We start from the raw sequence: 21,450 nt of genomic DNA, 5'->3' as shown, positions 1-21,450 counted from the left end.
GCGAGCCGGGTGTGCTAAAACCGCAGGTCAGGTTTTCGGAATCCGGCTAAAAAATGCGTTGACGACTGTTTTGCGCTGTTGGCAAAACAGTCGTCAGCGTTTCGTATGGGCGGAACCCGCTAGCGCAGGCCCACCTGCTTCAGCAGTTCGTTGACCTGCTGCGGCATGAAGTGGTACGCGGCGGCACCGCCGAGACCGAGCGCCGCGAGCAGTGCTGCGATGATGCCGAGAACCGTGCCGAAGGTGGAGCTACCGTTCGTCGACGTCCCCTGGTCACCGCCATCCTGCACCGGGCGCTGCACCTGACCAGCATTCTGGGTGGTGCCGTCGGTGAAGGTGATGACCAGGTTGCCCTCGTCGTCTACTGCAACCTTCTCTACGCCGCGGCCGTCCTTGCCGTCTTCGCCGTCGCTTCCTGCAGCCACGTCATTGCCAGCGATCGGGCCAACCTTCTGCACCGTGCCATCGGTGTAGGCAACTACGAGCACACCGTCGACGATCTCGAAGCTCTTGACGCCGCGACCAGCAGCGCCGTTCTTGCCGGTTTCGCCTGCGGCACCGTCAGTGCCGTCCTTGCCATCAGCACCGGCGTCGCCCTTGTCTCCCTTGTCGCCCTTCGGGCCGCGCTCTCCGTCCTTGCCGTCGGCACCATCCTTGCCATCAGCACCGGCGTCGCCCTTGTCTCCCTTGTCGCCCTTCGAGCCGCGCTCTCCGTCCTTGCCATCGGCGCCGTCTGCGCCACCGGCACCAGCTTCGCCCTTATCGCCCTTCGGGCCCTGCTCGCCGTCTTTACCGTCCTTGCCGTCGTTCCCGGTGACCTTGCCAGCGTTTTCGGACTTGCCGTCGGTGTAGGTGATGATCAGCTCACCGTTTTCGTTGATCGAGACGGATTCGATGCCGCGGCCGTCGCTGCCATCCTTGCCAGCAGCGCCGTCCTTACCGTCTGCACCGTTCTTGCCGTCGGCACCGGCGTCACCCTTGTCGCCCTTGTCCCCCTTCGGGCCCTGCTCACCGTCTTTACCGTCTGCACCGTTCTTGCCGTCGGCACCATCCTTGCCATCGGCACCGGCGTCACCCTTGTCGCCCTTATCGCCCTTCGGACCCTGCTCGCCGTCCTTACCGTCAGCACCGTCCTTGCCGTCCTCACCGGTGACCTTGCCCAGGTCGACTGGGTTGTCTGCATCGTCGGAGTAGGTGACCCACAGGTGGCCGTCTTCACGAACTTCAGCCTTGATGATGCTGCGATCTGCTGCGGGCTCCTCACCCGGCTCATCACCCGGCTCCTCGCCAGGCTCTTCCTCGGAAGCCTTCAGGTTGAAGCCGACCTTGATCGGGTCGTGGTCGGAGGAGCGGAACGGGTTGCCGTAGCCGTAGAGCGGATTGGCACCGTCACCGAGGAAGCTCTGCGCGTTGGCCATGTGGCGGGAGTACTCGAAGGCGACGGACTCGTCGCCGTTGATGTTCCACACAGCGGAGTCTTGCACGAGGTCGCTCGCGGCGGTGTTGGCCAGCACGTGGTCGAGCGAGCCGAGGCGGCCGCCGAACTGGTAGGAGGCCTGGTCGAAGTCCTTCTCAGAGTGGACCAGGGTGAAGCCGCCCTGCTCCAGCGCCGTGATTGCGTCCTCGCGGGAGTAGGAGTTCAGGTCGCCGATGATGAAGGTCGGCAGGTCAGCCCAGGCATCTTCCTTCTTCAGGCGGTCGAGAAGGGCCTGCGACTGTGTCTTGCGCACGTTCGCGTTGTTACCCTGGCCGTCGCCGGAGTCCCCGTCGTTTCGTGCGACGGAGCCCTTGGACTTGAAGTGGTTGACCACGGCGACGAAGTTGCCTTCGCCCTCGACCGGCGCAAATTCCTGGGCGAGCGGTTGGCGGGCGGTGCCGGTGTAGGCGGGGTCGTCGAAGATCTTGGACTCGCCAACCGGGCGGACCTTGTCCTTCTTGTAGATGAAGGCAACGCGGATGACGTCCTCGTTGGTGCCGAGCTGAGTCGGGGAGGCTACGAGCTCCCACTGCTCCTTGCCCGCGGCCTTGTTCAAGGCGTCGACGAGGTTGCGCAGGGTTTCGTCGCGCTTGGCGACGTCGCCGGTGACAGCGGCAGTGTTCTCAATCTCAGACAGGCCGAGCACGTCGACGTCGAGCGTGTTGATCGCAGTGACGATCTTCGCCTGCTGGTTGCCGAATGCATCCGCGGTGTACGCGCCGCGAACCTTGCAACGGTTCGCAGTAATGGGGTTGCCTTCCTTGTCGTTGTGGGCCTTGCACCCCTTCTCGTCCTTGCCGAGGGAGGAGAAGTAGTTGAGCACGTTGAAGAAGCCGATGGAGTAGTCGCCCTTGACCTGGCTCGGCACGTCGATGGAGGTGGCGCGCGAGTCTTCCCAGGTGATCGGGAGCTCGTCTGCGACGTTCTTGCCGGTGATCGGCTGCAGTGGCTGGTAACGCCACTTATCGAAGGAGTAGTCGACCACCACGTCGGTCTGGAATTCAACCTGATCGGTGGTGCGGATGGACTTGACACCCTTGTCGGAGGTGACCAGGTAGGGCAGCGGCGTAGTTTTGTCGGTCTTGAAGTAGTTGCGGGTGCGCCCGTCGTCCAGGTAGACCGCACGCGCTGCGGCGTCGGCCTCGTAGGTGGCGAATTCGCTCTTGCTCGGGGTGTTGATGTCGGTGAAGTTGTAGAGCGCCTTGTCTCCTGCGACCAGACCGAGATCGCCGGTGTTGTTCAGCGAGTAGTTGTCGGTCACGGTGTGGGTGCCGGGGCGGACCAGCATGCCCTCGTAGGGCTCGCGGGCGTCGTCGCCAGCCGGCAGCTCATCAATCGCGATTGCCTTCGGTGCCTCGAGCGCTACATCCAGCTTCTGCTTCGATGCCAGGGTGAGCTGGGTCTGGTTGTAGTACTCGGAGACCTTGCCGGTGACCTTCAGGGAGTCGCCCCGCTGCGGGAAGTCCTGGTTGCTGCCCATGTAGACGAAGATGGCGTCGGAAGCGTCGCCGACCTTCTTCTCCGCGCCGCCGGTGCCTGCGGTCTGGAGGAAGAAGCCGTTCTTGCCGCCCTCGTCAAACACGGCGGTAACGACGCCCTCGGTGGTCACGGTCTGGCCGTCGAGAGGGGAGGCCGTGCCGGTGCCCTGGATCTCGGCGATCGGGGTGACCTCGCCCGGGGCCGGCGGCTGTACCGGCGGGTCATTCGGCTCAGAAGGCTCGCCCGGTTCCACCGGAGCATTGCCGGAGCCCTGCGGGGTCGGGGTGGCCACCTCGAAATCGGCGGCGTTGTTATCAGTGTCTTTGCCGACCTCCTTGCGCTGGACGGAGGTGGAGTTCGAGGTGCCCTTGGCAGGCGCGCCCTCAAAGTTCTTCGCTCCGCCCCAGCCGACGAGGTCGACTTGGTTACCGGAGGCGTCGTGAAGCACGGCGCTCGCTTCCTTGCCACCGAAGTTGAAGGTGCTCTCGAAGTCGGCGTTCTCGAGCGGGTTGTCCTTGTTGGAGCCCGCGGCACCCTTGATCAGGAAGTAGCCGCCCGCAGGCACGGAGCCGGAAAGCTTCGTCGTGTTGCCGGAGTTGCCGTTGGCGGCCTGCTGGACGAGGACCCATCCGGTGATGTCGATGTCGGCATCGGTGGGGTTGTACAGCTCAACGAAGTCGTTGGAGATAGTGGAGCCGGAGTTGCCGCCGCCTCCGTAGACCTCGTTGATGACCACGTTGGAGCCGTCGGGAGCCGCGTAGGCGGTGGGCACAGTGACGGTGCCTGCGGCAAGCGCGATGACGAAAGCGGTGGTGAGACGGTGGGCAGAACGCATGGGCAAATCCTTCAAAAGGGCAAAAGCGGGTACATTCCCAGCCAAGCTAACGTCAGATGCCCGCCTCCGCACGGCGAGGAGCCAGGGAAAACACAAAATTCAGCCAGTGTTCACCTTTTGGACCGCTACAAGTTCCCCTAAGGCGTCGGATATACTTGCCCACGTCTGCTGACCTCTGACTAATGAAGGAATCTCATGGCACGTGTCGTGGTAAATGTCATGCCGAAGGCTGAAATCTTGGATCCGCAGGGCCAAGCGGTCCAGCGCGCGTTGGGGCGAATCGGGGTGAACGGGGTCGAGGATGTCCGCCAGGGCAAGCGCTTCGAGATTGAGGTGGATGACTCCGTCACGGATGAGGAGCTCGAGCGCGTGGCCGAGACCCTGCTGGCAAACACTGTGATCGAGGATTTTGAGGTTATTCGATGACGGCAACCATTGGCGTAATTACGTTTCCTGGCACGCTTGACGACGTCGACGCGTTGCGCGCCGTACGCCTCGCAGGTGCCGAGCCGAAGCAGCTCTGGCACGCCGATGATGATCTGACCGGCGTGGACGCAGTCGTCGTGCCGGGTGGCTTCTCCTACGGCGATTACCTGCGCTCCGGCGCGATCGCCGCGCAGGCACCGATGATGGGTGCCGTGGTGGAGGCCGCGAAGAAGGGTATGCCCGTCCTCGGTATCTGCAACGGCTTCCAGATCCTCACCGAGGCTGGTCTGCTGCCGGGCGCGCTGACCCGCAACCAGCACCTGAACTTCCACTGCGTGGACACCTACCTGGAGATCGCCAACGCGGACACCGCGTGGACCTCTCGCTTTGAGTCCGGCCAGAAGATCCTTGTGCCCGCGAAGCACGGCGAGGGCCGCTTCCAGGCCGACAAGGAGACTGTGCACCAGCTGGAGCAGGAGGGCCGCGTGGTCTTCCGCTACACGGACAACTTCAACGGCTCCGCGAACGCGATCGCCGGTGTGACCAATGAGACCGGTCGCGTTGTCGGTCTCATGCCGCACCCGGAGCACGCCGTTGAGGTGCTCACCGGCCCGTCCACGGACGGGCTTGGCCTGTTTGAATCCGCCATCGACGCTATTTCGAAGATCGGAGCGTAGACGACCATGACTGTGCACGACGACACCGTCGAGAACGCGCAAGCAACCCCCGACCTTGAGCAGCCGTATGCGGAGCTGGGGCTGCGCGACGAAGAATACGAAAAGATTAAGTCCATCCTGGGCCGCCGACCCACGGACGCTGAGCTGACCGTCTACTCCGTGATGTGGTCCGAGCACTGCTCGTACAAGTCCTCCAAGGTGCACCTGCGCTACTTTGGCGAGACCATGACCGAGGAGATGGCCTCCAAGATCCTCGCCGGCATCGGTGAAAACGCCGGTGTGGTGGACATTGGTGACGGCGACGCGGTGACCTTCCGCGTGGAAAGCCACAACCACCCGTCGTTCGTGGAGCCCTACCAGGGTGCCGCGACCGGTGTGGGCGGCATCGTCCGCGACATCATGGCGATGGGCGCGCGCCCGATTGCCGTGATGGACCAGCTGCGCTTCGGCCCGGCTGACGCCGAGGACACCAAGCGTGTCCTGCCGGGTGTGGTCCACGGCATCGGCGGCTACGGCAACTCGCTGGGCCTGCCGAACATCGGCGGCGAGACCGTCTTCGATGCGGCGTACGCGGGCAACCCGCTGGTCAACGCGCTGTGCGTGGGCACGCTGAAGGTCGAGGACCTGAAGCTCGCCTTCGCCTCCGGCACCGGCAACAAGGTGGTGCTCTTCGGCTCCCGCACGGGCCTTGACGGCATCGGTGGCGTCTCCGTGCTGGGCTCGGCGACCTTCGAGGAAGGCGAGGAGCGCAAGCTGCCCGCAGTCCAGGTCGGCGACCCGTTCGCGGAGAAGGTGCTTATCGAGTGCTGCCTGGAGCTCTACCACGCTGGCGTGGTCGTGGGTATCCAGGACCTCGGCGGCGGCGGCCTGGCGTGTGCGACTTCCGAGCTGGCAGCGGCTGGCGACGGCGGCATGCGCGTCAACCTGGACAACGTGCCGCTGCGCGCCGAGGACATGTCGGCCGCAGAGATCCTCGCCTCCGAGTCCCAGGAGCGCATGTGCGCCGTGGTCACCCCAGAGAACGTGGATCGCTTCATGGAGATCTGCGCGAAGTGGGACGTCGGCGCCGCCGTCATCGGCGAGGTGACCGACGAGAAGGACCGCTACGTGGTCACCCACGGCGGCAAGGTCGTGCTGGACGCCCCGCCGTCGTCTATCGACGAGGGCCCGGTCTACGAGCGCCCATTCGCCCGCCCGGACTGGATTGACGGGGTTCGGGAACGTGGGGGCGTCGATAAGCAAGAGGCGCTGTCTGCTGCCTGGCTGAAGATGGTCGCCTCGCCTGCGCTGTGCTCGCGCGACTACATCGTGCAGCAGTACGACCGTTACGTGCGCGGCAATACCGTGCAGTCGCACGGCGCGGACGCGGGTGTTCTGCGCATCAACGAGGAGACGAACCGTGGCGTCGCCATCGCTACCGACGCCTCCGGTCGCTACACCTACCTCGATCCGAACGCGGGCGCGCGCCTGGCGCTGGCCGAGGCCTACCGCAACGTCGCGGTCACCGGCGCGACCCCGGTCGCGGTGACCAACTGCCTCAACTTCGGCTCGCCTGAGAACCCGGACGTGATGTGGCAGTTCCGCGAAGCAGTGCACGGGCTTGCCGACGGTGCCGCGGAGCTGAACATCCCCGTTTCCGGCGGCAACGTGTCCTTCTACAACCAGACCGGCGAGACCCCGATCCTGCCGACCCCGGTCGTCGGCGTGCTCGGCGTCATCGAGGACGTGTCGAAGGCGAACCCGCACGACGTGCCTGCATCCGATGAGGAGTTCTCCCTGGTCCTGCTTGGCGAGACCTTCGACGAGTTCGGCGGCTCCGTGTGGCAGGACATCTCCGGCGCAGGCCTTGGCGGCGTGCCGCCGAAGGTGGACCTGGCCAACGAGGAGCGCCTAGCGCAGTTCTTCGCCGATGCCGCGGGCAACGGCGGCGTGACCGCCGCCCACGACCTGTCCGAGGGCGGCTTGTCGCAGGCGGTCTTCGAGATGCTGCAGACCTCCGGCAAGGGCGCTGACCTGGACCTCGCGGCCGTGCACGAGGACGCGTTCACCGCGCTGTTCTCCGAGTCCGCATCCCGCGTCCTGGTCGTCGTGACCACCGATCGCGCCGACGCCCTGGTTGAGCGCGCTGGTGCCGCTGGCGTGCCGGCCGCGCTGATCGGCCGCACGAACGCCGACGGCATCCTGCGCTTCGGCGCCGAGCAGCTGGAGATCGCCCAGCTTCGCGACGCCTGGGCGTCCACCCTGCCGAGCCTGTTCGGCCACGCTACCGCGCCCAACGCAGCGGTGTAGCGCGCAGGCGGGCGTCACGTGGTTGCAGTACTGCTGACGCTCGCCGCTGTCTTCGGCCTGTCCGTCGTTGCCGGTGCCACTGGTGCCGGTGCGGCGGGCTTTGTCATTTCTGCGACGCTGCTGGGGTTCGGGCTGGCACCCTTCGTCGGCGACTCTTTGCAGCGGCTGCTGCCGTGCTCGGTGTGGGGCAGGTTTTCGCTTTCCGCCGGTGTTTCGAGGCGTTTGGGCGTTGACCGATTCAACGCGTTTCTCACCCGGGTCGGGTGGAACCGGCAGGTTGTGGCTATGCGCGGGTCTGGTGCTGGTGAGTCTGGCGTTGCGGGTGACCGCAGGAATCCGCGGCACATGCAGGCTGCCGCTGCCGGACATGCGTGGGCGTTGGTAGTCCATATCGTTGCCGCGGTGTGGGCAGCGGTGGCCGGCGGGTGGGTGGCCGCAGCGGTGTTGCTGCTGGTCGGGGTGGTCGGCCACCTTTATCCGGTGCTGCTGCAGGTTCGGGTGCTGACGCTGCTGCGGGAGGCGACTACAGGAGGGCGGCGTACAACGTAGCGGCTAAAGCGTAGCCCCTAGAACGTAGTCTTTCGGGTCGGACCCTTGTCTGTGACGAGTCACGTACCCGCTTTACCCGAAAGGCTACGCTTTGGAGGCTACGTTCTAGGGGCTACGCAAACGGAGCTAGCTCCATTTGGATCAGACCCGCCCGCAAATCCCGAGGTCGCGCGAAACCGTGAACCCTAAACGGAGCTAGCTCCATTTAGACCAGACCCGTCCACAAAACCCCAGGTCGCGTCCGACCGTAAACCCCAAACGGAGCTAGCTCCATTTAGACAAGGGGGTTACGCAGCAAAAACCCAGCGGCGCAACCCCCATCAACCCCCGTCAACCCCCAGCCATCAACCCCCTCAGCACACCACCGAACTAGTCCACCCGCTGTGCCGCCTCGGGCCGCTCGACCAGCGGTTCCGGCTCGTACTGCGCGCGCAGGTCCTTGAGCGTTTGGGTGTGCTCCCAGAGTCGCTTGTCCTCGTCGGTAACCGGCACAAACTGGCGTGCAGGCAGCGGGTTGCCGTCGATATCAATGCCGATGTAGGTGGTCGTAGCGTGGATGGCGTTGGTCAACTGCTCGCGGCCGCCGCGGGGGTCGCCGGAGCGGACGAAGGTGGAGACGTGGATTGAGCGGGAGTCGGTACGCGTGATGCGGGTTTCCACCTCGATGAGGTCGCCGATGTGGATGGGCTTGTAGAAGCGGATGCCGCCGGCGTAGACGGCCACGGTGCGCTCGCCGGACCATTCCATGGTGCAGGCCACGCCGGCCTCGTCGATCCATTCCATGGCGGTGCCACCGTGCACGTTGCCGCCCCAGTTCACGTCCGTTGGCTTGGCCAGGAAGCGGTGGACCAGGCGCGGTGCGGTGGAGTCGTCGGTGTAGGTCTGCTCCTCCATGGAGGCCTCGATGGCTTTGCGCAGGTCGATGCGGGACTTCGCCGCGCGCTCGACTCGGCGCTGCTCGTCGGTCACCGGCACGAAGGAGGGCACGGCCATGGGCTTGCCGGTCTTGGTGTCTTTCGCCACGAAGATGACCAGGCAGTCGCAGGCGCGGGTAAACACGCCTTCGCGGGGGTCGGCGGAGAGCACCTCGTTGACAATGTGCATGGAGCTACGCCCGGTCATGGCGATGGTGGAGCGCACTTCCACGATGTGCCCGGAGGGGATGGGTCGGGTGAAGTGGATGTGACCCACGTACGCGGTCACGCAGTAGGTGGCGGACCACTGCGCGGCGCAGGCGTAGGCGGCCTTATCGATCCACTCGAGGACGCGCCCGCCGGAGACACCTTGGGCACCGGCGTGAAGCACGTCGGTGGGCGATGCCATGAACCGCAGCGTGACGGAGGGCGACTTCTCTACCAGGGGCTTGTTGGTCATGAGTAGGCATCTTAGTATGGGGCGCATGGCATCTGGCAGAAGCTCCAAGCAAGACCCGCAGAAAACACGCGAGGCGGTTGACGCCGTCGCCGCCTGGCTCGACGGCGATGACCCACAGCCCGCCCGCGCCCTGCTTGCCGACGCCTGCCGCCGCACCGCCCGCACCCTCGCCGAGGAACTTCCGGGCAAGACGGTGGAGCTGCGCGTGCCCCCGTTTGTGGCGGTGCAGTGCGTCGAAGGCCCTGCGCATACTCGCGGTACTCCGCCGAACGTGGTGGAGATGGCCCCGGAGACCTGGCTGCGTGTGGCCACGGGCCGAGCCGATTTTGCCCAGGAGGTGGCCGCGGGCGCGATCGAGGCGTCCGGCTCGCGCGCCGAAGAGATTGCCCGCGGGTTGCCGGTAATTGCCCGATCCTAGGTCGAGTCCGTTAAAGTAGGGGCCGTGCATACCGTGAGCATGGAAAACTGCGGGGACTCTCGGGCCCAGCTCGACGACGCACCGCGCGATGAGTGCGGCGTGTTCGGCGTGTGGGCACCCGGCGAAGACGTCTCCAAACTGTCCTATTTCGGCTTGTTCGCCCTCCAGCACCGCGGCCAGGAGGGCGCGGGCATTGCGGTGGGCGACCACGACAATATCGTGGTGTTCAAGGACACAGGCCTGGTCAGCCAGATCTTTGACGAGTCCGTTTTGGACGCGCTGCAGGGCGATGTGGCGATTGGCCACACGCGCTACTCCACTGCGGGCGGCAATTCTTGGGATAACGTGCAGCCGATGTTTCGTACGTCGCCAAACGGCACCGACGTCGCGCTCGCGCACAACGGCAACTTGACCAACTACCAGGAGCTGCAGGCCGAGGCGATTTCCCGCAAGCTGATCCCCTCCAGCGGGGTGCAGGGACAGGGCTCTTCCTCGGACACGGCCGTCGTGTCCGCGCTGCTGGCCGATGAGATCCGTGATGAGCGCACGCTTTTCGACGCCGCGTTGGACCTCCTCCCGCGCATCGAAGGTGCCTTCTGCCTCATGATCACCGACGGCGACACCTTGTACGCCGCCCGCGACCCGCACGGCGTGCGCCCGCTGTCGCTGGGCCGGCTGGAGCGCGGCTGGGTCGTCGCTTCCGAGACGTGCGCCCTGGACATCGTGGGTGCGTCGTTTGTCCGCGACATCGAGCCGGGCGAGCTGGTCGCCATCGACGCCACGGGCATCCGCTCCGAGCGTTTCGCCGAAGCGCCGCGTGAGGCCCGCTGCGTTTTCGAGTACGTCTACGTCGCCCGCCCGGATTCCGTGCTGGACGGGCAGACGGTCAACGCCAGCCGCGTGGAGATCGGCCGCAGGCTGGCCCGCGTCCAGCCGGTGGACGGCGACCTGGTTATGCCGGTGCCGGAGTCCGGTACCCCGGCCGCGATCGGCTACGCCGAGGAGTCCGGCATCCCGTTCAAGCAGGGGATGATGAAGAACGCCTACGTGGGCCGTACCTTCATCCAGCCCTCCGATACGCTGCGCCAGCTGGGACTGCGTCTGAAGCTGAACCCGGTGCGCACTGTCATCGAGGGCAAGCGCCTGATCGTGGTGGACGACTCGATCGTCCGCGGTAACACGCAGCGCAAGCTCATCCGCATGCTCCACGAAGCCGGTGCGGCCGAGGTGCACGTGCGTATTGCCTCGCCGCCGGTGAAGTGGCCGTGCTTCTACGGCATTGACTTTGCGAGCCCGGGCGAGCTCATCGCCAACCACGGGCGCGGCGGCACCGACGAGGAAGTCGCCGAGTCCATCCGCACGATGATCGGTGCCGATTCCTTGGCATTCGTGCCTATCGACGACATGATCGCCGCCTCCAACCACCCCGCCGAGACCCTCTGCGCTGCTTGCTTTGATGGCAAGTACCCGCTCGGCCTTCCCGACGGCAACCCGAACGCCGACCTTGTCCGCCGCATCCAGAAAGGTGACACCCACCATGACTAACCAGAACCCCGATCCTGCTGTTTCTTACGCCGCCGCGGGTGTGGACATCGAGGCCGGTGACCGCGCCGTCGAGCTGCTGAAGGACCACGCGAAGCGCGCGTCCCGCCCGGAGGTCAAGGGCGGCATCGGCGGCTTCGCCGGACTGTTCGCGCTGGGGAAGTACCGTGAGCCGCTGCTCGCTGCGGGCTCCGACGGCGTGGGCACCAAGCTGGCTGTCGCCCAGGCGATGGATAAGCACGACACCATCGGCATCGACCTGGTTGCCATGTGCGTTGACGACCTGGTGGTCTGTGGCGCGGAGCCGCTGTTTCTGCAGGACTACATCGCTACCGGCAAGGTCGTCCCGGAGAAGATCGCGGACATCGTCGGCGGCATCGCCGAAGGCTGCGTCCAGGCTGGCTGCGCCCTGCTGGGCGGGGAGACCGCGGAGCACCCCGGCGTAATGGAACCGGACGACTACGACGTCTCCGCCACCGCCGTCGGCGTGGTCGAGGCCGACGAGCTGCTCGGCCCGGACCGCGTGCGCGAGGGTGACACGATCATCGCCATGGCCTCATCCGGTCTGCACTCGAACGGCTACTCGCTGGCACGCCACGTCCTTCTGGAGAAGGCCGGCCTGCCGCTGGATGGCCACATCGAGGAATTCGACCGCACGCTCGGCGAGGAGCTGCTCGAGCCGACCCGCATCTACGCCCGCGACTGCCTGGAGCTGGCCTCCGAGTGCGAGGTACGCACCTTCTGCCACGTCACCGGCGGTGGCCTGGCGGGCAACATGGAGCGCATCATCCCCGAAGGCCTGGTTGCGGAGATGCGCCGCGCCACCTGGACCCCGGGGCAGATCTTCCGCACCATCAAGACGGTCGGCCAGGTGCCGGACGCGGAGATGGAGAAGACCTTCAACATGGGCGTCGGCATGGTCGCCGTTGTTGCCCCGGAGGATCGCGACCGCGCGCTGGCCATCCTGACCGCCCGCCACGTGGACGCATGGGTGCTGGGCGAGGTCCGCGCTGCAGAGGACGGCGAGACCACCCGCGCCACCCTGGTTGGCGAGCACCCCCAGTACTAGGGCCCGGCGGGCATGAGAAAAGGCACCCGGGCCAACCGGGTGCCTTGCTCAAACGCCCAAACGGTAGAGGTACGGGAGGACCGGGCGGACTTAGTTCCGGTCGTCTTCGTCGTCGTAGTCCCAGTCCGCGTAGTCTGCGTACTGGTCATCCACCTCGTACTCGTCCTCGTCCCAACTGCGCCGCGGAGCCTTTCCTGCCAGCTCACGCTGCAGGGAATCGAGGTCCATTTCAGGAGAGTTGTACTTGAGTTGGCGAGCAACCTTGGTCTGCTTTGCTTTGGCGCGTCCGCGGCCCATGGCATGACCCCCTTGAGGTGGTTCTAGGGCGGCCTTTCAAAGAAGGCGGCCTCATACTTTCGATTAGTTATTGTCCTGGGGGACATAATAGCCTGTGTGTCAAAAAAATGCTCACCCGGCCCGCGAACAGGCCTTATTGTCCGCGGCGGAGCTTCTCGACGGCGAGGCGCCCAAGTTTCTCGCCCTCGTCGGTGGGCAGTGAGTCTTTATCCACGCTCGCGGCCACCCCGTCGATGTCCAGCGGGGCCTCGAGCGCGGAGCGTTTCACCAGCGCGAGTGCGATCGGGCCGTAGTCTGCGTCGTGGACGACGGTGCCGAGGCGGCCGACCTTGCGGCCGTTTGCGGTAATGGTGTCGCCGGGGTGCGGCTCGTTGGGGGCGGAGCCGTCGAGCTGCAGCATGACGAGTAGGCGAGGGGAGCGGCCGAGGTTTTCCACCCGCGCGACCGTCTCCTGTCCGCGGTAGCACCCCTTGTTCAGATGGACCCCGCCGACGTGCTCGCCACGGTTGATCAGGCGCGGTACCTCGTGGGGGATCGCCTTGTCGTCCAGGTCAACGCCGAGTTCCGGCTCGACGTTGCGCACGCGCGCGGCGGTAAAGGCCATCAGGCCGGCGAAGTCCACTCCGGCGTCGTCATGCAGGCGCTGCGCGACCTCGAGCGCCTGCTCCCTGGGCACAGTGAAGTCCATGCGTGCAGGCACGAAAGCATCGACGCGGCGGGTAAAAACCGCTTCCGGCACTTCCGGGAACTCGCCGTCAGGCGACAAGATCGTCAGCACTGCTAGGTTGGCCTCCTCGACGGTGACCTCGGACCAGAAGACCATCTTGCGCAGGTAGTCGGCAAAAGAGTCGAATTGGGCGGCGGGTACGTCGAGGTAAAACGTGCCGTCGACAAGCGCGATGTCGGCGTGGTGCAGGATGTGGCCCTGGATGTCCAGGTCGAGGGCTGAGGCGGAAAAGGACGACGGGACGTCGACAAGCTTTTGCGAAAGCAGGTTGTGCAAGAACTCCGCCGCATCCTTGCCCGCGACCGCGATGACGCGGCGGTGCGAGCGGTCGATCAGCCGGGTGCCCTGCTGCTCGGCGAGCGGGTTGCCGTAGTGCCAGGCCACGCCCTCGGCGAGCGGGTTGCCTTCGATAAGGGTGGCACCGGGCAGTTGCAAAAGATCAGACGAATACGACATAGATCCCGATCATACGGGCATAATGGGACAGTATGGTCTCCTTGCTTCCTCCCGCCCCCGTCATTTACCTCATCGAGCCCTTCGGCGGCTCCATCCGCAGGCAGAACGCCAACACGCCCCACATCTTCTGGGACGATGCGGCGGTGACCCGCGGCGATGGGATCTTTGAAACGATCCTCATCCGCAAGGGCGAGCCCGCGAACCTTGACAAACACATCGAGCGTTTCCGCCGCTCCGCCGCCACGCTCGACCTGCCGGAGCCCTGCGCGGAGCACTGGAGTAACGCCACCCGCGAGGCCATCGCCGATTTTGTGCGCGAGCGCGGCGTGGCACCGGAAGAGGTGGACGCGAAGTGCAGCTGGACCATGTCCCGCGGCCGGGAAACCACCGGCGTGCCCACCGCCTGGTTGACCATCAGGCCGCTGTCGGAAGAAGTGCTGTCCCAGCGCAAGAATGGCGTGAGCGCTGTGACCACCTCGCGCGGCTACAGCATCAACCGCGGCAAAGACGGCGAGGCGGAGGTGCCCTGGATGCGGGTCGGCGCGAAGACGCTGAACTACGCGGCGTCCATGGCGGCGCTGCGCTGGGCGCGCTCCGAGGGCTACGATGACGTGATCTACATCGACCCGGAGACGGAGCGTGTGCTTGAGGGCGTGACCTCGACCGTGGTGATTGTGAAGAAGGGCGGGCGGCTGCGCACCCCGAAGCCGGGGCCCGGCATCCTGCCCGGCACCACCCAGGCCGCACTCTTCGCGCACGCGGAAAAGCAAGGGTGGAAGTGCAAGCAGAAGGAAGTCTACCTCAGCGAGCTGCACAAGGCCGAGTCGGTGTGGCTGGTTAGCTCCACGCGCATGTACGCGCGCGTGCGCAAGCTGGACGGGAAGAAGCTTGCCCGCCCGGACAACGCCGAGGAGATCCAGCAGCTGATCGTGGACGCGCTGGATTCCTCCGTGCGTGAGGCCTAGCCCGCGATGCGCTTGAGCTCGCCGGACATGTAGGGCACCATCTCGCCGTCGACGAGACGCTCATCCACCCAGCCCAAGTTGTTGTTCGGCATGAGCCCGTAGAGGCGCTTGCCCGGGCCGTGCTTTTCGGGGCCGGACTCGGTAGCCAGGGTGGACGCGCTCTGCAGCTGCCAGCCGCGCTCGTTGACGGGCTCGCCGTACATCACCTCGACCAGTCCCCGGGAGTTGGTCAGCGTGACCTCGATTTCGTCGTCGAGGGAGATGCGCCAGAAACCGACCTCGCGCTGGTCCGCGCCGGTGGCCTCCCCGTTCTCGTCGAGACGCCAGATGCGGGACTCGAAGCGCAGGTAGTTCTCGCCGTCATGGGAGACGACCAAGCGCTGGCCAAAGGCGTACTCCTCGCCATTGTCGTTGGCCTGGCCGGTGCCAGTCCACACGCCCACGAGCGGCAGCAGGGCGAGCAGCCCATCGTGCAGGCTCGGGCCCTGGCGCAGGTTCGCGGTGTCCTCGTGGAGCGGGAAGTCTGGAAAACCCAGCTCCGGGATGTTGCGGTGCGCGGTGTTCTTCGACTGCTCCGCGGCGAGGTTCACGGCCTCGTTGCCGCTGAGCGAAGCCTGCTGGTTGTCGGGAGTTTGTTCATTCTCAGCCATGCCACCCAAGGGTAGTCGCTCGCCGCAACACGCCGCACGCGCCCCGCGAGTTGGCTGCTAGTTGTCGGCCGCCTCGTCCGCGTCCGAGGCCAGCGGCGAATCCTTCGCCTCCTGATGGGCGGCACCGTCGGCCGCGTCGTGCGCAAGGGGTGTGAGGTCGTCTTCCTCGATGGTGGTGTTGATGCGATCGCGGGAAAACTCGATCGACCCGCCGGTCAGCTGCACCTTGTCCGCGGGCCCGCCGAGCGGGAGATCCGCGGTGTCGCGGCGCAGGCTAAACGCAGCTACAGCCTGGTCAGTCAGCTCCGGGGGAACGTCGAGAAGTTCGCTGGGCCGCATGACAAACTCCGAGCCCTCCAGCCGCAGCGTGACGATCACGGTGACGGGCTGCTCCGCGTCGGGCAGCGTCCCGGTCAGCCGCGCCTCGCTCGCGCCACCACCGGAGGGCGAGATGTCGTAGGGGCTGGCGATGTCCAAATCCGTCATGCCGAGCAGCTGGCCAAAGGCCACGCCGTCGAGGCGCACGCTGCGGCGCACGAGGCTCGCTGTGGCACCGGTGAGGTCTTCGGTGATGGAGCTGGAGCGGGGATGGTCGAGCGTGACGTCGATAAGCTCGATGCCCGCATTGCCCACGCCCACACTCGCGACGGGCACATCGAGCGCGTCAACACTGATGCGGGGAATCGTGCTGCGAAACGGCAGTCCGCCCACATAGGCGGCAGGCGCGGTGGACAGGTCGCCGAGCTGTGCGGCGTGGACCGACAGCTCGTGCTCCGCGCGCATGGCGAGGGCGGTATCAGCCAGGTAGGCCACCAGGCCCGCGCCGATGAGGGCCGCGGCCACGCTTCGCTTCACATGCATACTTTTACCGTAGCCTTAGGGCATGACAGATCACAGCGCACTGATTTCTCAAGCCACCGCAGCCGACGGCGTCGCCCCCTTCTCGGAGGCTTTCGAGCAAGCGCTTGTCGACGCCACGTTGCACCACACCCACCTCACCACCGAAAACCCCGACGCCCCGGGTGAGGTAGTGGGGCTGGCCGGCATCGCCCCCGACGGTTCTGCGGAGCTTGTCATCCACCCGGACTTCCGCCGCCGCGGCCTTGGCACTGAGCTGGCGCGCCGGGTACTTGACGAGCGTCCCGATGCCGGACTGTGGGCCCACGGCAACCTGCCCGCCGCGCAGGCGCTCGCTGCATCGCTTGGCCTGGAATCCACCCGCGAGCTGTTAGTGATGTCCCTGTCCGGCGAGTTGCTGAGCGGCACCGAGCTGGAGCTGCCGGAAGGGATGCGCGAACTCACGCTCGAGCAGGCGAGCGATGAGTTCGGGCGCGAGGCGGTCGAGCGCGATTGGCTGCGCGTGAACAACGAGGCCTTCTCCTGGCACCCGGAGCAGGGCGGCTGGGATACGGCGCGCCTGCACCGCGCGATGGATACAGAGTGGTTCGACCCGGCGGGCGTGCTCTTCCTCTACGGCGGCGAGAAGGCGGAAGAGCTGGCCGGATTCATGTGGACGAAGGTACACCCGAGCGGGGAGGGCGAGATTTACGTCGTCGGGCTGGCCTCCGCGTTCCGCGGCAAGGGCCTGGGCGGTGCGCTGGTGCAGATGGGGCTGGTCCACCTGCGCCGGGTAGGGGTGCCGAAGGTGATCCTGTACGTGGAGGCGGACAACGCGCCTGCGGTGCGCCGCTACGAGCAGCTTGGGTTTGAGGTGGCCGAGCGGCATGTGGTCTATGCGGCGCGAGTCAAGAGGCAGTAATGTGATCTTCATCGCATTATGCGGAAACTAACAGGCAATATGCGGCGTGTTTGGGAAGTTCACTGATTGTTCACCTCCCGGTCCATTGACTATTAACCGGCGCGCCTTAGGTTGTTGAACCGTGAGTAATCGGAAAAGGATTGCGCCTGCGTTCAGCGCAGGTGAGCCGGCCGTGATGAAAGGCACCGATGCTCGAGTGGTAAACGACCTAAGCACCGGAAAGGTATTCCCCGTGATCCGTAACTTTAAGCGCACCGCCGCAGTCTTCGGCGTCGTAGCAGTTTCCTCCGCAGCCCTCGTTGCTTGCGGCGACTCTGAGTCCACCGACTCCGCAGATACCTCCGCTGAGGCAACCGCAGAGTCCACCGACGGTGCCGAGGGCACTGGCTCCGAGCTGACCGGTGAGACCGGCCAGCTGGTCGCCGAGGGTGCAACCTCTCAGCAGAACGCAATGGACTACTTCGCGTCCCGCTACGCTGAGGAAGTTCCGGGCGCAACCCTGGCATACAACGCCACCGGTTCCGGCTCCGGCATCAAGCAGTTCCTGGGCAACACCGTCGCTTTCGCTGGCTCTGACTCCCCGCTGAAGGACGACGAGGTGGAGAAGGCGGCAGAGCGTTGCGGCGGCAACGAGGCATGGCACCTGCCGTTCGTGATCGGCCCGGTTGCTATCGCCTACAACCTCGAGGGCGTCGACGAGCTGAACCTCACCGTTGACAACATCGTTGACATCTTCCAGGGCAAGATCACTAACTGGAACGACCCGGCTCTGGCCGAATCCAACCCGGACGCTGAGCTGCCGGATCAGGAGATCAAGCCGTTCTTCCGCTCGGATGAGTCCGGCACCTCCGACAACTTCCAGAAGTTCCTCGCTGCTGCGTCCGACGGCAAGTGGACCGGCGAGGGCAAGGCCTTCCCGTCCGAGGTGGGCACCGGCGCGAACGGCTCCTCCGGCGTGGCTTCCGAGGTCGCTGCGACCGAGGGCGCTATCACCTACGTCGAGGCCGGCTTCGCTGACAAGAAGGCCAACATCGACTTCGGCTCCGGCCCGGTCGAGCTGACCGACGAGGCTGTCGCTGCTGCACTGGACTCCATGGAGTTCACCACCGAGGGCCACAACATGGCCGTCGACGCAGAGGCACTCTTCGCCTCCGACGCAGAGGGTGCATACCCGCTCGTGCTGACCACCTACGAGATCGTCTGCTCCGCAGGTTACGACGAGGCGACCTCCAACATGGTCAAGGACTTCCTCAACGTCGCCCTGGACTCCCAGGACGAGGAGCTGGCCGGCGAGGGCTTCATCCCGGTCACCGGCGCACACGCAGATCGTCTGCGCGAGGCAGTCAACGCCATCCAGTAACAGGCTTCACGGCCGCTTTGGTGCCCCCCAACACGGCGAAAGCCGTCGCGGGGGGCATGCCCATGTTGGGGCATGGTGAACACCAGGTGTGCACCGCGTTACCAACAGGTTGATAAGTCACGTAGCGGCAGTTTGCCCCACCACCTTTTTCCAAACCGCTTAAAGGATCAGTAACTATGGCTGACAACGATATGACCCCGGCCGACGGCCTTCGCGCGGGTCAAGCGGCACCGACTGCGGAGCCGCCCGCCCCGTCTTCGACGGGCACCCCGTCCCACAACACTGACAACAACCCGGGGACTGCGAATCCCCGCACCGGCGTGAAGCGTCCGGGCGACCGAGTCTTTGAGATTCTCTCCACCGCCTCGGCGGCACTGATCACGGTCATCATTATCGCGATCGGCCTGTTCCTGGTCATCCAGGCGATTCCGCCGCTGAGCAGGAACGAAGGTGGGGTCCTCGGCTTCTTCACCTACACTGGCAACTGGCAGACCGCGAACCTGGACGCGATGCAGTTCGGTATCCCGAACCTATTCCTGTCCACGGTGATGATCTCGCTGCTCGCGCTGATCATGGCCATGCCGGTCGCCCTTGGCATCGCGCTGTTCCTGTCCAACTACGCGCCGAAGAAGCTCGTGCGCCCGCTGGGCACCCTGGTGGACATGCTCGCCGCGGTCCCCTCGATTGTCTACGGTCTGTGGGGCGCGCAGGTGCTCGGCCCGGCCCTGGGCAAGTTCTACGAGTGGATCAACTCCTGGGGCGGCGGCTTCTTCCTGTTCGCCACCTACCAGAACTCCCCGCCGTTCGCGACCTCCCGCAACATGCTCACCGGTGGCATCGTGCTGGCGATTATGATCCTGCCGATCATCGCCGCAACCGCCCGCGAGATCTTCGTGCAGACCCCTCCCGGCCAGATCGAGTCCGCGCTCGCACTCGGCGCGACCCGCTGGGAAGTCATCCGCATGACCGTCATCCCGTTCGGCCTCTCCGGTTTCATCGCCGGTTCCATGCTCGGCCTCGGCCGCGCGCTCGGCGAGACGATGGCGCTGTACATGGTGGTCGCTCCCGCCAACGATTTCCGAGGTTCGCTGTTTGACGGTGGCACCACCTTCGCCACCGCGATCGCGAACGCATCTGCAGAGTTCAACAACCCGATCTCCGCCGGTGCCTACATCGCGGCAGGCCTCGTCCTGTTCATTTTGACCTTTGTTGTCAACTCGATCGCCCGCGCGATCGTCAACAAGAAGTAAGGCAGGCAAGCGAATGTCTACTGCAGTTTCTAATACCTCGGGCGCTGGCGGGGCCGGGAAGGCGGCGTCGGCAAGCAAGGGCGCAAAGCAGACGCCCTTCACCGACATCGCACCCGGCCGCAAGTCGCTGAACTCCTTTATGGGCGGGCTGATGTGGCTGTGCATGATCCTCGCCCTCATTCCGCTTCTTTGGCTGCTCATCACCGTGATCGTGCGCGGTGCCCCGGCGGTGTTTGACGCCGGTTGGTGGACCAACGACATGGTTGGCGTGCGCATGTCCAAGGAAGGCGGCGGTGCGCTTCACGCGATCGCCGGTACCCTGATGCAGACGTTTATCGCCTCGATTATCTCCATCCCGATCGGTGTGTTTACCGCCATCTACCTGGTGGAGTACTCCAACGGCAACAAGTTGGGCCGCCTCACCACCTTCATGGTGGACATCCTGTCGGGTGTGCCTTCGATCGTCGCCGCGCTGTTCATCTACGCCCTCTGGATCACCATCCTGGGCATGGACCGCTCTGGCTTCGCCGTCTCGCTCTCGCTCATTCTGCTCATGGTCCCGCTCGTGGTGCGCAACACCGAAGAGATGCTGCGCGTCGTGCCGATGGACCTGCGTGAGGCGTCTTACGCACTGGGCGTGCCCAAGTGGAAGACGATTGCGCGCATCGTGTTGCCGACCGCCCTGTCCGGCATTGTGACCGGCATCATGCTCGCTATCGCCCGCGTGATGGGCGAATCTGCCCCGGTCCTGATCCTCGTCGGATCCACCCCGGCGCTGAACGTGTTCGGGCTCTTCGGCCAACCGCAGTCCTCGCTGCCGCTGTTCATGCTTGAAATGTGGAAGTCCGGTGCCACCGGCTTTGCCGCTGACCGCCTCTGGGGCGCAGCGCTGACGCTGGTCGTCATCGTGGTGGTGCTGAACCTGCTGGCCCGCCTGATTGCCAATAAGTACTCCGTGAAGAAGTAAAACCGCCCCACACCACCACTAGAGGAGAAACCCCGATGTCCAAACTCGAACTCAACGACGTCAATATCTACTACGACGACTTCCACGCCGTCCGCGACGTCAACATGAAGATCCCTGCCCAGGCCGTGACCGCCTTCATCGGCCCCTCCGGCTGCGGCAAGTCCACTGTGCTGCGCACGCTCAACCGCATGCACGAGGTCATCCCGAACGCCTCGGTTAAGGGCGAGATCCTGCTCGACGGCCACAACATCTACGGCAAGAACGTCGACCCGGTCTCCGTGCGCAACACCATCGGCATGGTGTTCCAGAAGGCGAACCCGTTCCCCACGATGTCCATCGAGGACAACGTAGTCGCTGGCCTGAAGCTGTCCGGCGAGAAGGACAAGAAGAAGCTCAAGGAAGTTGCTGAGCAGTCGCTGCGCGGTGCCAACCTCTGGGACGAGGTCAAGGACCGCCTGGACAAGCCGGGCGGCGGCCTCTCCGGTGGCCAGCAGCAGCGCCTCTGCATCGCGCGCGCGATCGCCGTGCGCCCCGAGGTGCTGCTCATGGACGAGCCCTGCTCCGCGCTCGACCCGATCTCCACGCTCGCCGTGGAGGATCTCATCCACGAGCTGAAGACCGACTACACCATCGTGATCGTGACCCACAACATGCAGCAGGCTGCCCGTGTGTCCGACAAGACGGCGTTCTTCTCCCTCGAGGCCACCGGTAAGCCGGGCAACCTGGTCGAGTTCAATGACACGACCACCATCTTCGAGAACCCGGAGAAGAAGGAGACCGAGGACTACATCGCCGGCCGCTTCGGCTAAAGCCTCTAGCTCCGTTTACCACTCGGTGCACGCCGCTGCCTTTGTGTAAGGCAGCGGCGTTTTCCATGTTGCTGG

Annotated in this window: 19 protein-coding genes; 13 read left to right on the top strand and 6 right to left on the bottom strand. The window is 65.3% G+C overall.

Features of this window, described 5'->3' with window-relative positions:
- Positions 1–119: 119 nt before the first annotated feature.
- Positions 120–3,791 carry an ExeM/NucH family extracellular endonuclease gene (locus tag HMPREF2550_RS08195; RefSeq protein WP_070790631.1) on the bottom strand — a complete coding sequence of 1,224 codons (3,672 nt, stop codon included), beginning with the start codon at positions 3,789–3,791 and terminating at the stop codon, positions 120–122.
- Between the two features lie 195 nt (positions 3,792–3,986).
- Between HMPREF2550_RS08195 and purS the strand changes: the two genes are divergently transcribed.
- Genes purS through HMPREF2550_RS08175 form a run of 4 tightly spaced genes read left to right on the top strand, consistent with a single transcriptional unit; the run spans position 3,987 to position 7,732 of the window.
- Entirely contained in the window at positions 3,987–4,217 is a 231-nt protein-coding gene (gene purS / locus HMPREF2550_RS08190; protein ID WP_038592356.1) for a phosphoribosylformylglycinamidine synthase subunit PurS, read from the top strand.
- Positions 4,214–4,894, top strand: a complete 681-nt coding sequence (gene purQ / locus HMPREF2550_RS08185; RefSeq protein WP_070764300.1) for a phosphoribosylformylglycinamidine synthase subunit PurQ — start codon at positions 4,214–4,216, stop codon at positions 4,892–4,894. The genes purS and purQ overlap by 4 nt, the downstream gene beginning before the upstream one ends.
- A gap of 6 nt (positions 4,895–4,900) precedes the next feature.
- Entirely contained in the window at positions 4,901–7,183 is a 2,283-nt protein-coding gene (gene purL / locus HMPREF2550_RS08180; RefSeq protein WP_070790630.1) for a phosphoribosylformylglycinamidine synthase subunit PurL, read from the top strand.
- Positions 7,184–7,201: 18 nt separating this feature from the next.
- Positions 7,202–7,732 (top strand): glycosyl-4,4'-diaponeurosporenoate acyltransferase CrtO family protein, encoded by a 531-nt coding sequence (locus HMPREF2550_RS08175; RefSeq protein ID WP_070790629.1) that lies wholly within the window; start codon positions 7,202–7,204, stop codon positions 7,730–7,732.
- Between the two features lie 369 nt (positions 7,733–8,101).
- Here the strand turns inward: HMPREF2550_RS08175 and HMPREF2550_RS08170 are convergent, their stop codons facing one another.
- Positions 8,102–9,106: an acyl-CoA thioesterase gene (locus tag HMPREF2550_RS08170; protein WP_070764306.1), complete on the bottom strand. Its 1,005-nt coding sequence runs from the start codon at positions 9,104–9,106 to the stop codon at positions 8,102–8,104.
- Positions 9,107–9,122: 16 nt separating this feature from the next.
- Between HMPREF2550_RS08170 and HMPREF2550_RS08165 the strand changes: the two genes are divergently transcribed.
- Genes HMPREF2550_RS08165 through purM form a run of 3 tightly spaced genes read left to right on the top strand, consistent with a single transcriptional unit; the run spans position 9,123 to position 12,135 of the window.
- The gene (locus tag HMPREF2550_RS08165) at positions 9,123–9,524 is read left to right on the top strand and encodes a sterol carrier family protein (protein ID WP_070764308.1); all 402 of its coding nucleotides are present in this window, start codon (positions 9,123–9,125) and stop codon (positions 9,522–9,524) included.
- A gap of 39 nt (positions 9,525–9,563) precedes the next feature.
- On the top strand, positions 9,564–11,069 hold the full coding sequence (gene purF / locus HMPREF2550_RS08160; RefSeq protein ID WP_070790628.1) for an amidophosphoribosyltransferase: 1,506 nt from the start codon (positions 9,564–9,566) through the stop codon (positions 11,067–11,069).
- Entirely contained in the window at positions 11,062–12,135 is a 1,074-nt protein-coding gene (gene purM / locus HMPREF2550_RS08155; RefSeq protein WP_070790627.1) for a phosphoribosylformylglycinamidine cyclo-ligase, read from the top strand. The genes purF and purM overlap by 8 nt, the downstream gene beginning before the upstream one ends.
- 90 nt (positions 12,136–12,225) lie before the next feature.
- Here purM and HMPREF2550_RS08150 read toward each other — a convergent pair whose 3' ends face one another.
- Positions 12,226–12,432 carry a DUF3073 domain-containing protein gene (locus HMPREF2550_RS08150; protein WP_038592313.1) on the bottom strand — a complete coding sequence of 69 codons (207 nt, stop codon included), beginning with the start codon at positions 12,430–12,432 and terminating at the stop codon, positions 12,226–12,228.
- A 133-nt stretch (positions 12,433–12,565) separates the two neighbouring features.
- Positions 12,566–13,615 (bottom strand): CAF17-like 4Fe-4S cluster assembly/insertion protein YgfZ, encoded by a 1,050-nt coding sequence (locus tag HMPREF2550_RS08145; protein ID WP_070790626.1) that lies wholly within the window; start codon positions 13,613–13,615, stop codon positions 12,566–12,568.
- Between the two features lie 32 nt (positions 13,616–13,647).
- On the opposite strand from HMPREF2550_RS08145, the gene HMPREF2550_RS08140 reads away from it, so the two are divergent.
- Positions 13,648–14,580 (top strand): aminodeoxychorismate lyase, encoded by a 933-nt coding sequence (locus HMPREF2550_RS08140; RefSeq protein ID WP_070790625.1) that lies wholly within the window; start codon positions 13,648–13,650, stop codon positions 14,578–14,580.
- Here HMPREF2550_RS08140 and HMPREF2550_RS08135 read toward each other — a convergent pair.
- Positions 14,577–15,230, bottom strand: a complete 654-nt coding sequence (locus tag HMPREF2550_RS08135; RefSeq protein ID WP_070790624.1) for a heme-binding beta-barrel domain-containing protein — start codon at positions 15,228–15,230, stop codon at positions 14,577–14,579. The two genes, HMPREF2550_RS08140 and HMPREF2550_RS08135, sit on opposite strands and share 4 nt — an antisense overlap.
- Before the next feature lie 57 nt (positions 15,231–15,287).
- Positions 15,288–16,091, bottom strand: coding sequence for an LmeA family phospholipid-binding protein (locus HMPREF2550_RS08130; RefSeq protein ID WP_070790623.1), 804 nt, complete (start codon positions 16,089–16,091; stop codon positions 15,288–15,290).
- 22 nt (positions 16,092–16,113) lie between these two features.
- On the opposite strand from HMPREF2550_RS08130, the gene mshD reads away from it, so the two are divergent.
- The 5 genes from mshD to pstB all read left to right on the top strand — a co-directional run bounded on the left by mshD (position 16,114) and on the right by pstB (position 21,375).
- On the top strand, positions 16,114–16,989 hold the full coding sequence (mshD, locus tag HMPREF2550_RS08125; protein WP_070790622.1) for a mycothiol synthase: 876 nt from the start codon (positions 16,114–16,116) through the stop codon (positions 16,987–16,989).
- 232 nt (positions 16,990–17,221) lie between these two features.
- Positions 17,222–18,349, top strand: coding sequence for a phosphate ABC transporter substrate-binding protein PstS (gene pstS / locus HMPREF2550_RS08120; protein WP_070764323.1), 1,128 nt, complete (start codon positions 17,222–17,224; stop codon positions 18,347–18,349).
- Positions 18,350–18,525: 176 nt separating this feature from the next.
- A complete protein-coding gene (gene pstC, locus HMPREF2550_RS08115; RefSeq protein WP_070764325.1) occupies positions 18,526–19,599 on the top strand; it encodes a phosphate ABC transporter permease subunit PstC in 1,074 nt (357 codons plus the stop codon).
- Positions 19,600–19,612: 13 nt separating this feature from the next.
- On the top strand, positions 19,613–20,566 hold the full coding sequence (pstA, locus tag HMPREF2550_RS08110; RefSeq protein ID WP_083319858.1) for a phosphate ABC transporter permease PstA: 954 nt from the start codon (positions 19,613–19,615) through the stop codon (positions 20,564–20,566).
- 35 nt (positions 20,567–20,601) lie between these two features.
- Positions 20,602–21,375 (top strand): phosphate ABC transporter ATP-binding protein PstB, encoded by a 774-nt coding sequence (pstB, locus tag HMPREF2550_RS08105; RefSeq protein WP_070764326.1) that lies wholly within the window; start codon positions 20,602–20,604, stop codon positions 21,373–21,375.
- Positions 21,376–21,450: the final 75 nt, after the last annotated feature.

The sequence above is a fragment of the Corynebacterium sp. HMSC074A01 genome, assembly GCF_001831515.1.
Taxonomy (GTDB): domain Bacteria; phylum Actinomycetota; class Actinomycetes; order Mycobacteriales; family Mycobacteriaceae; genus Corynebacterium.
Note: the sequence above shows the minus strand (reverse complement) of the source record. Positions and strands in the feature narration are given on the sequence as shown.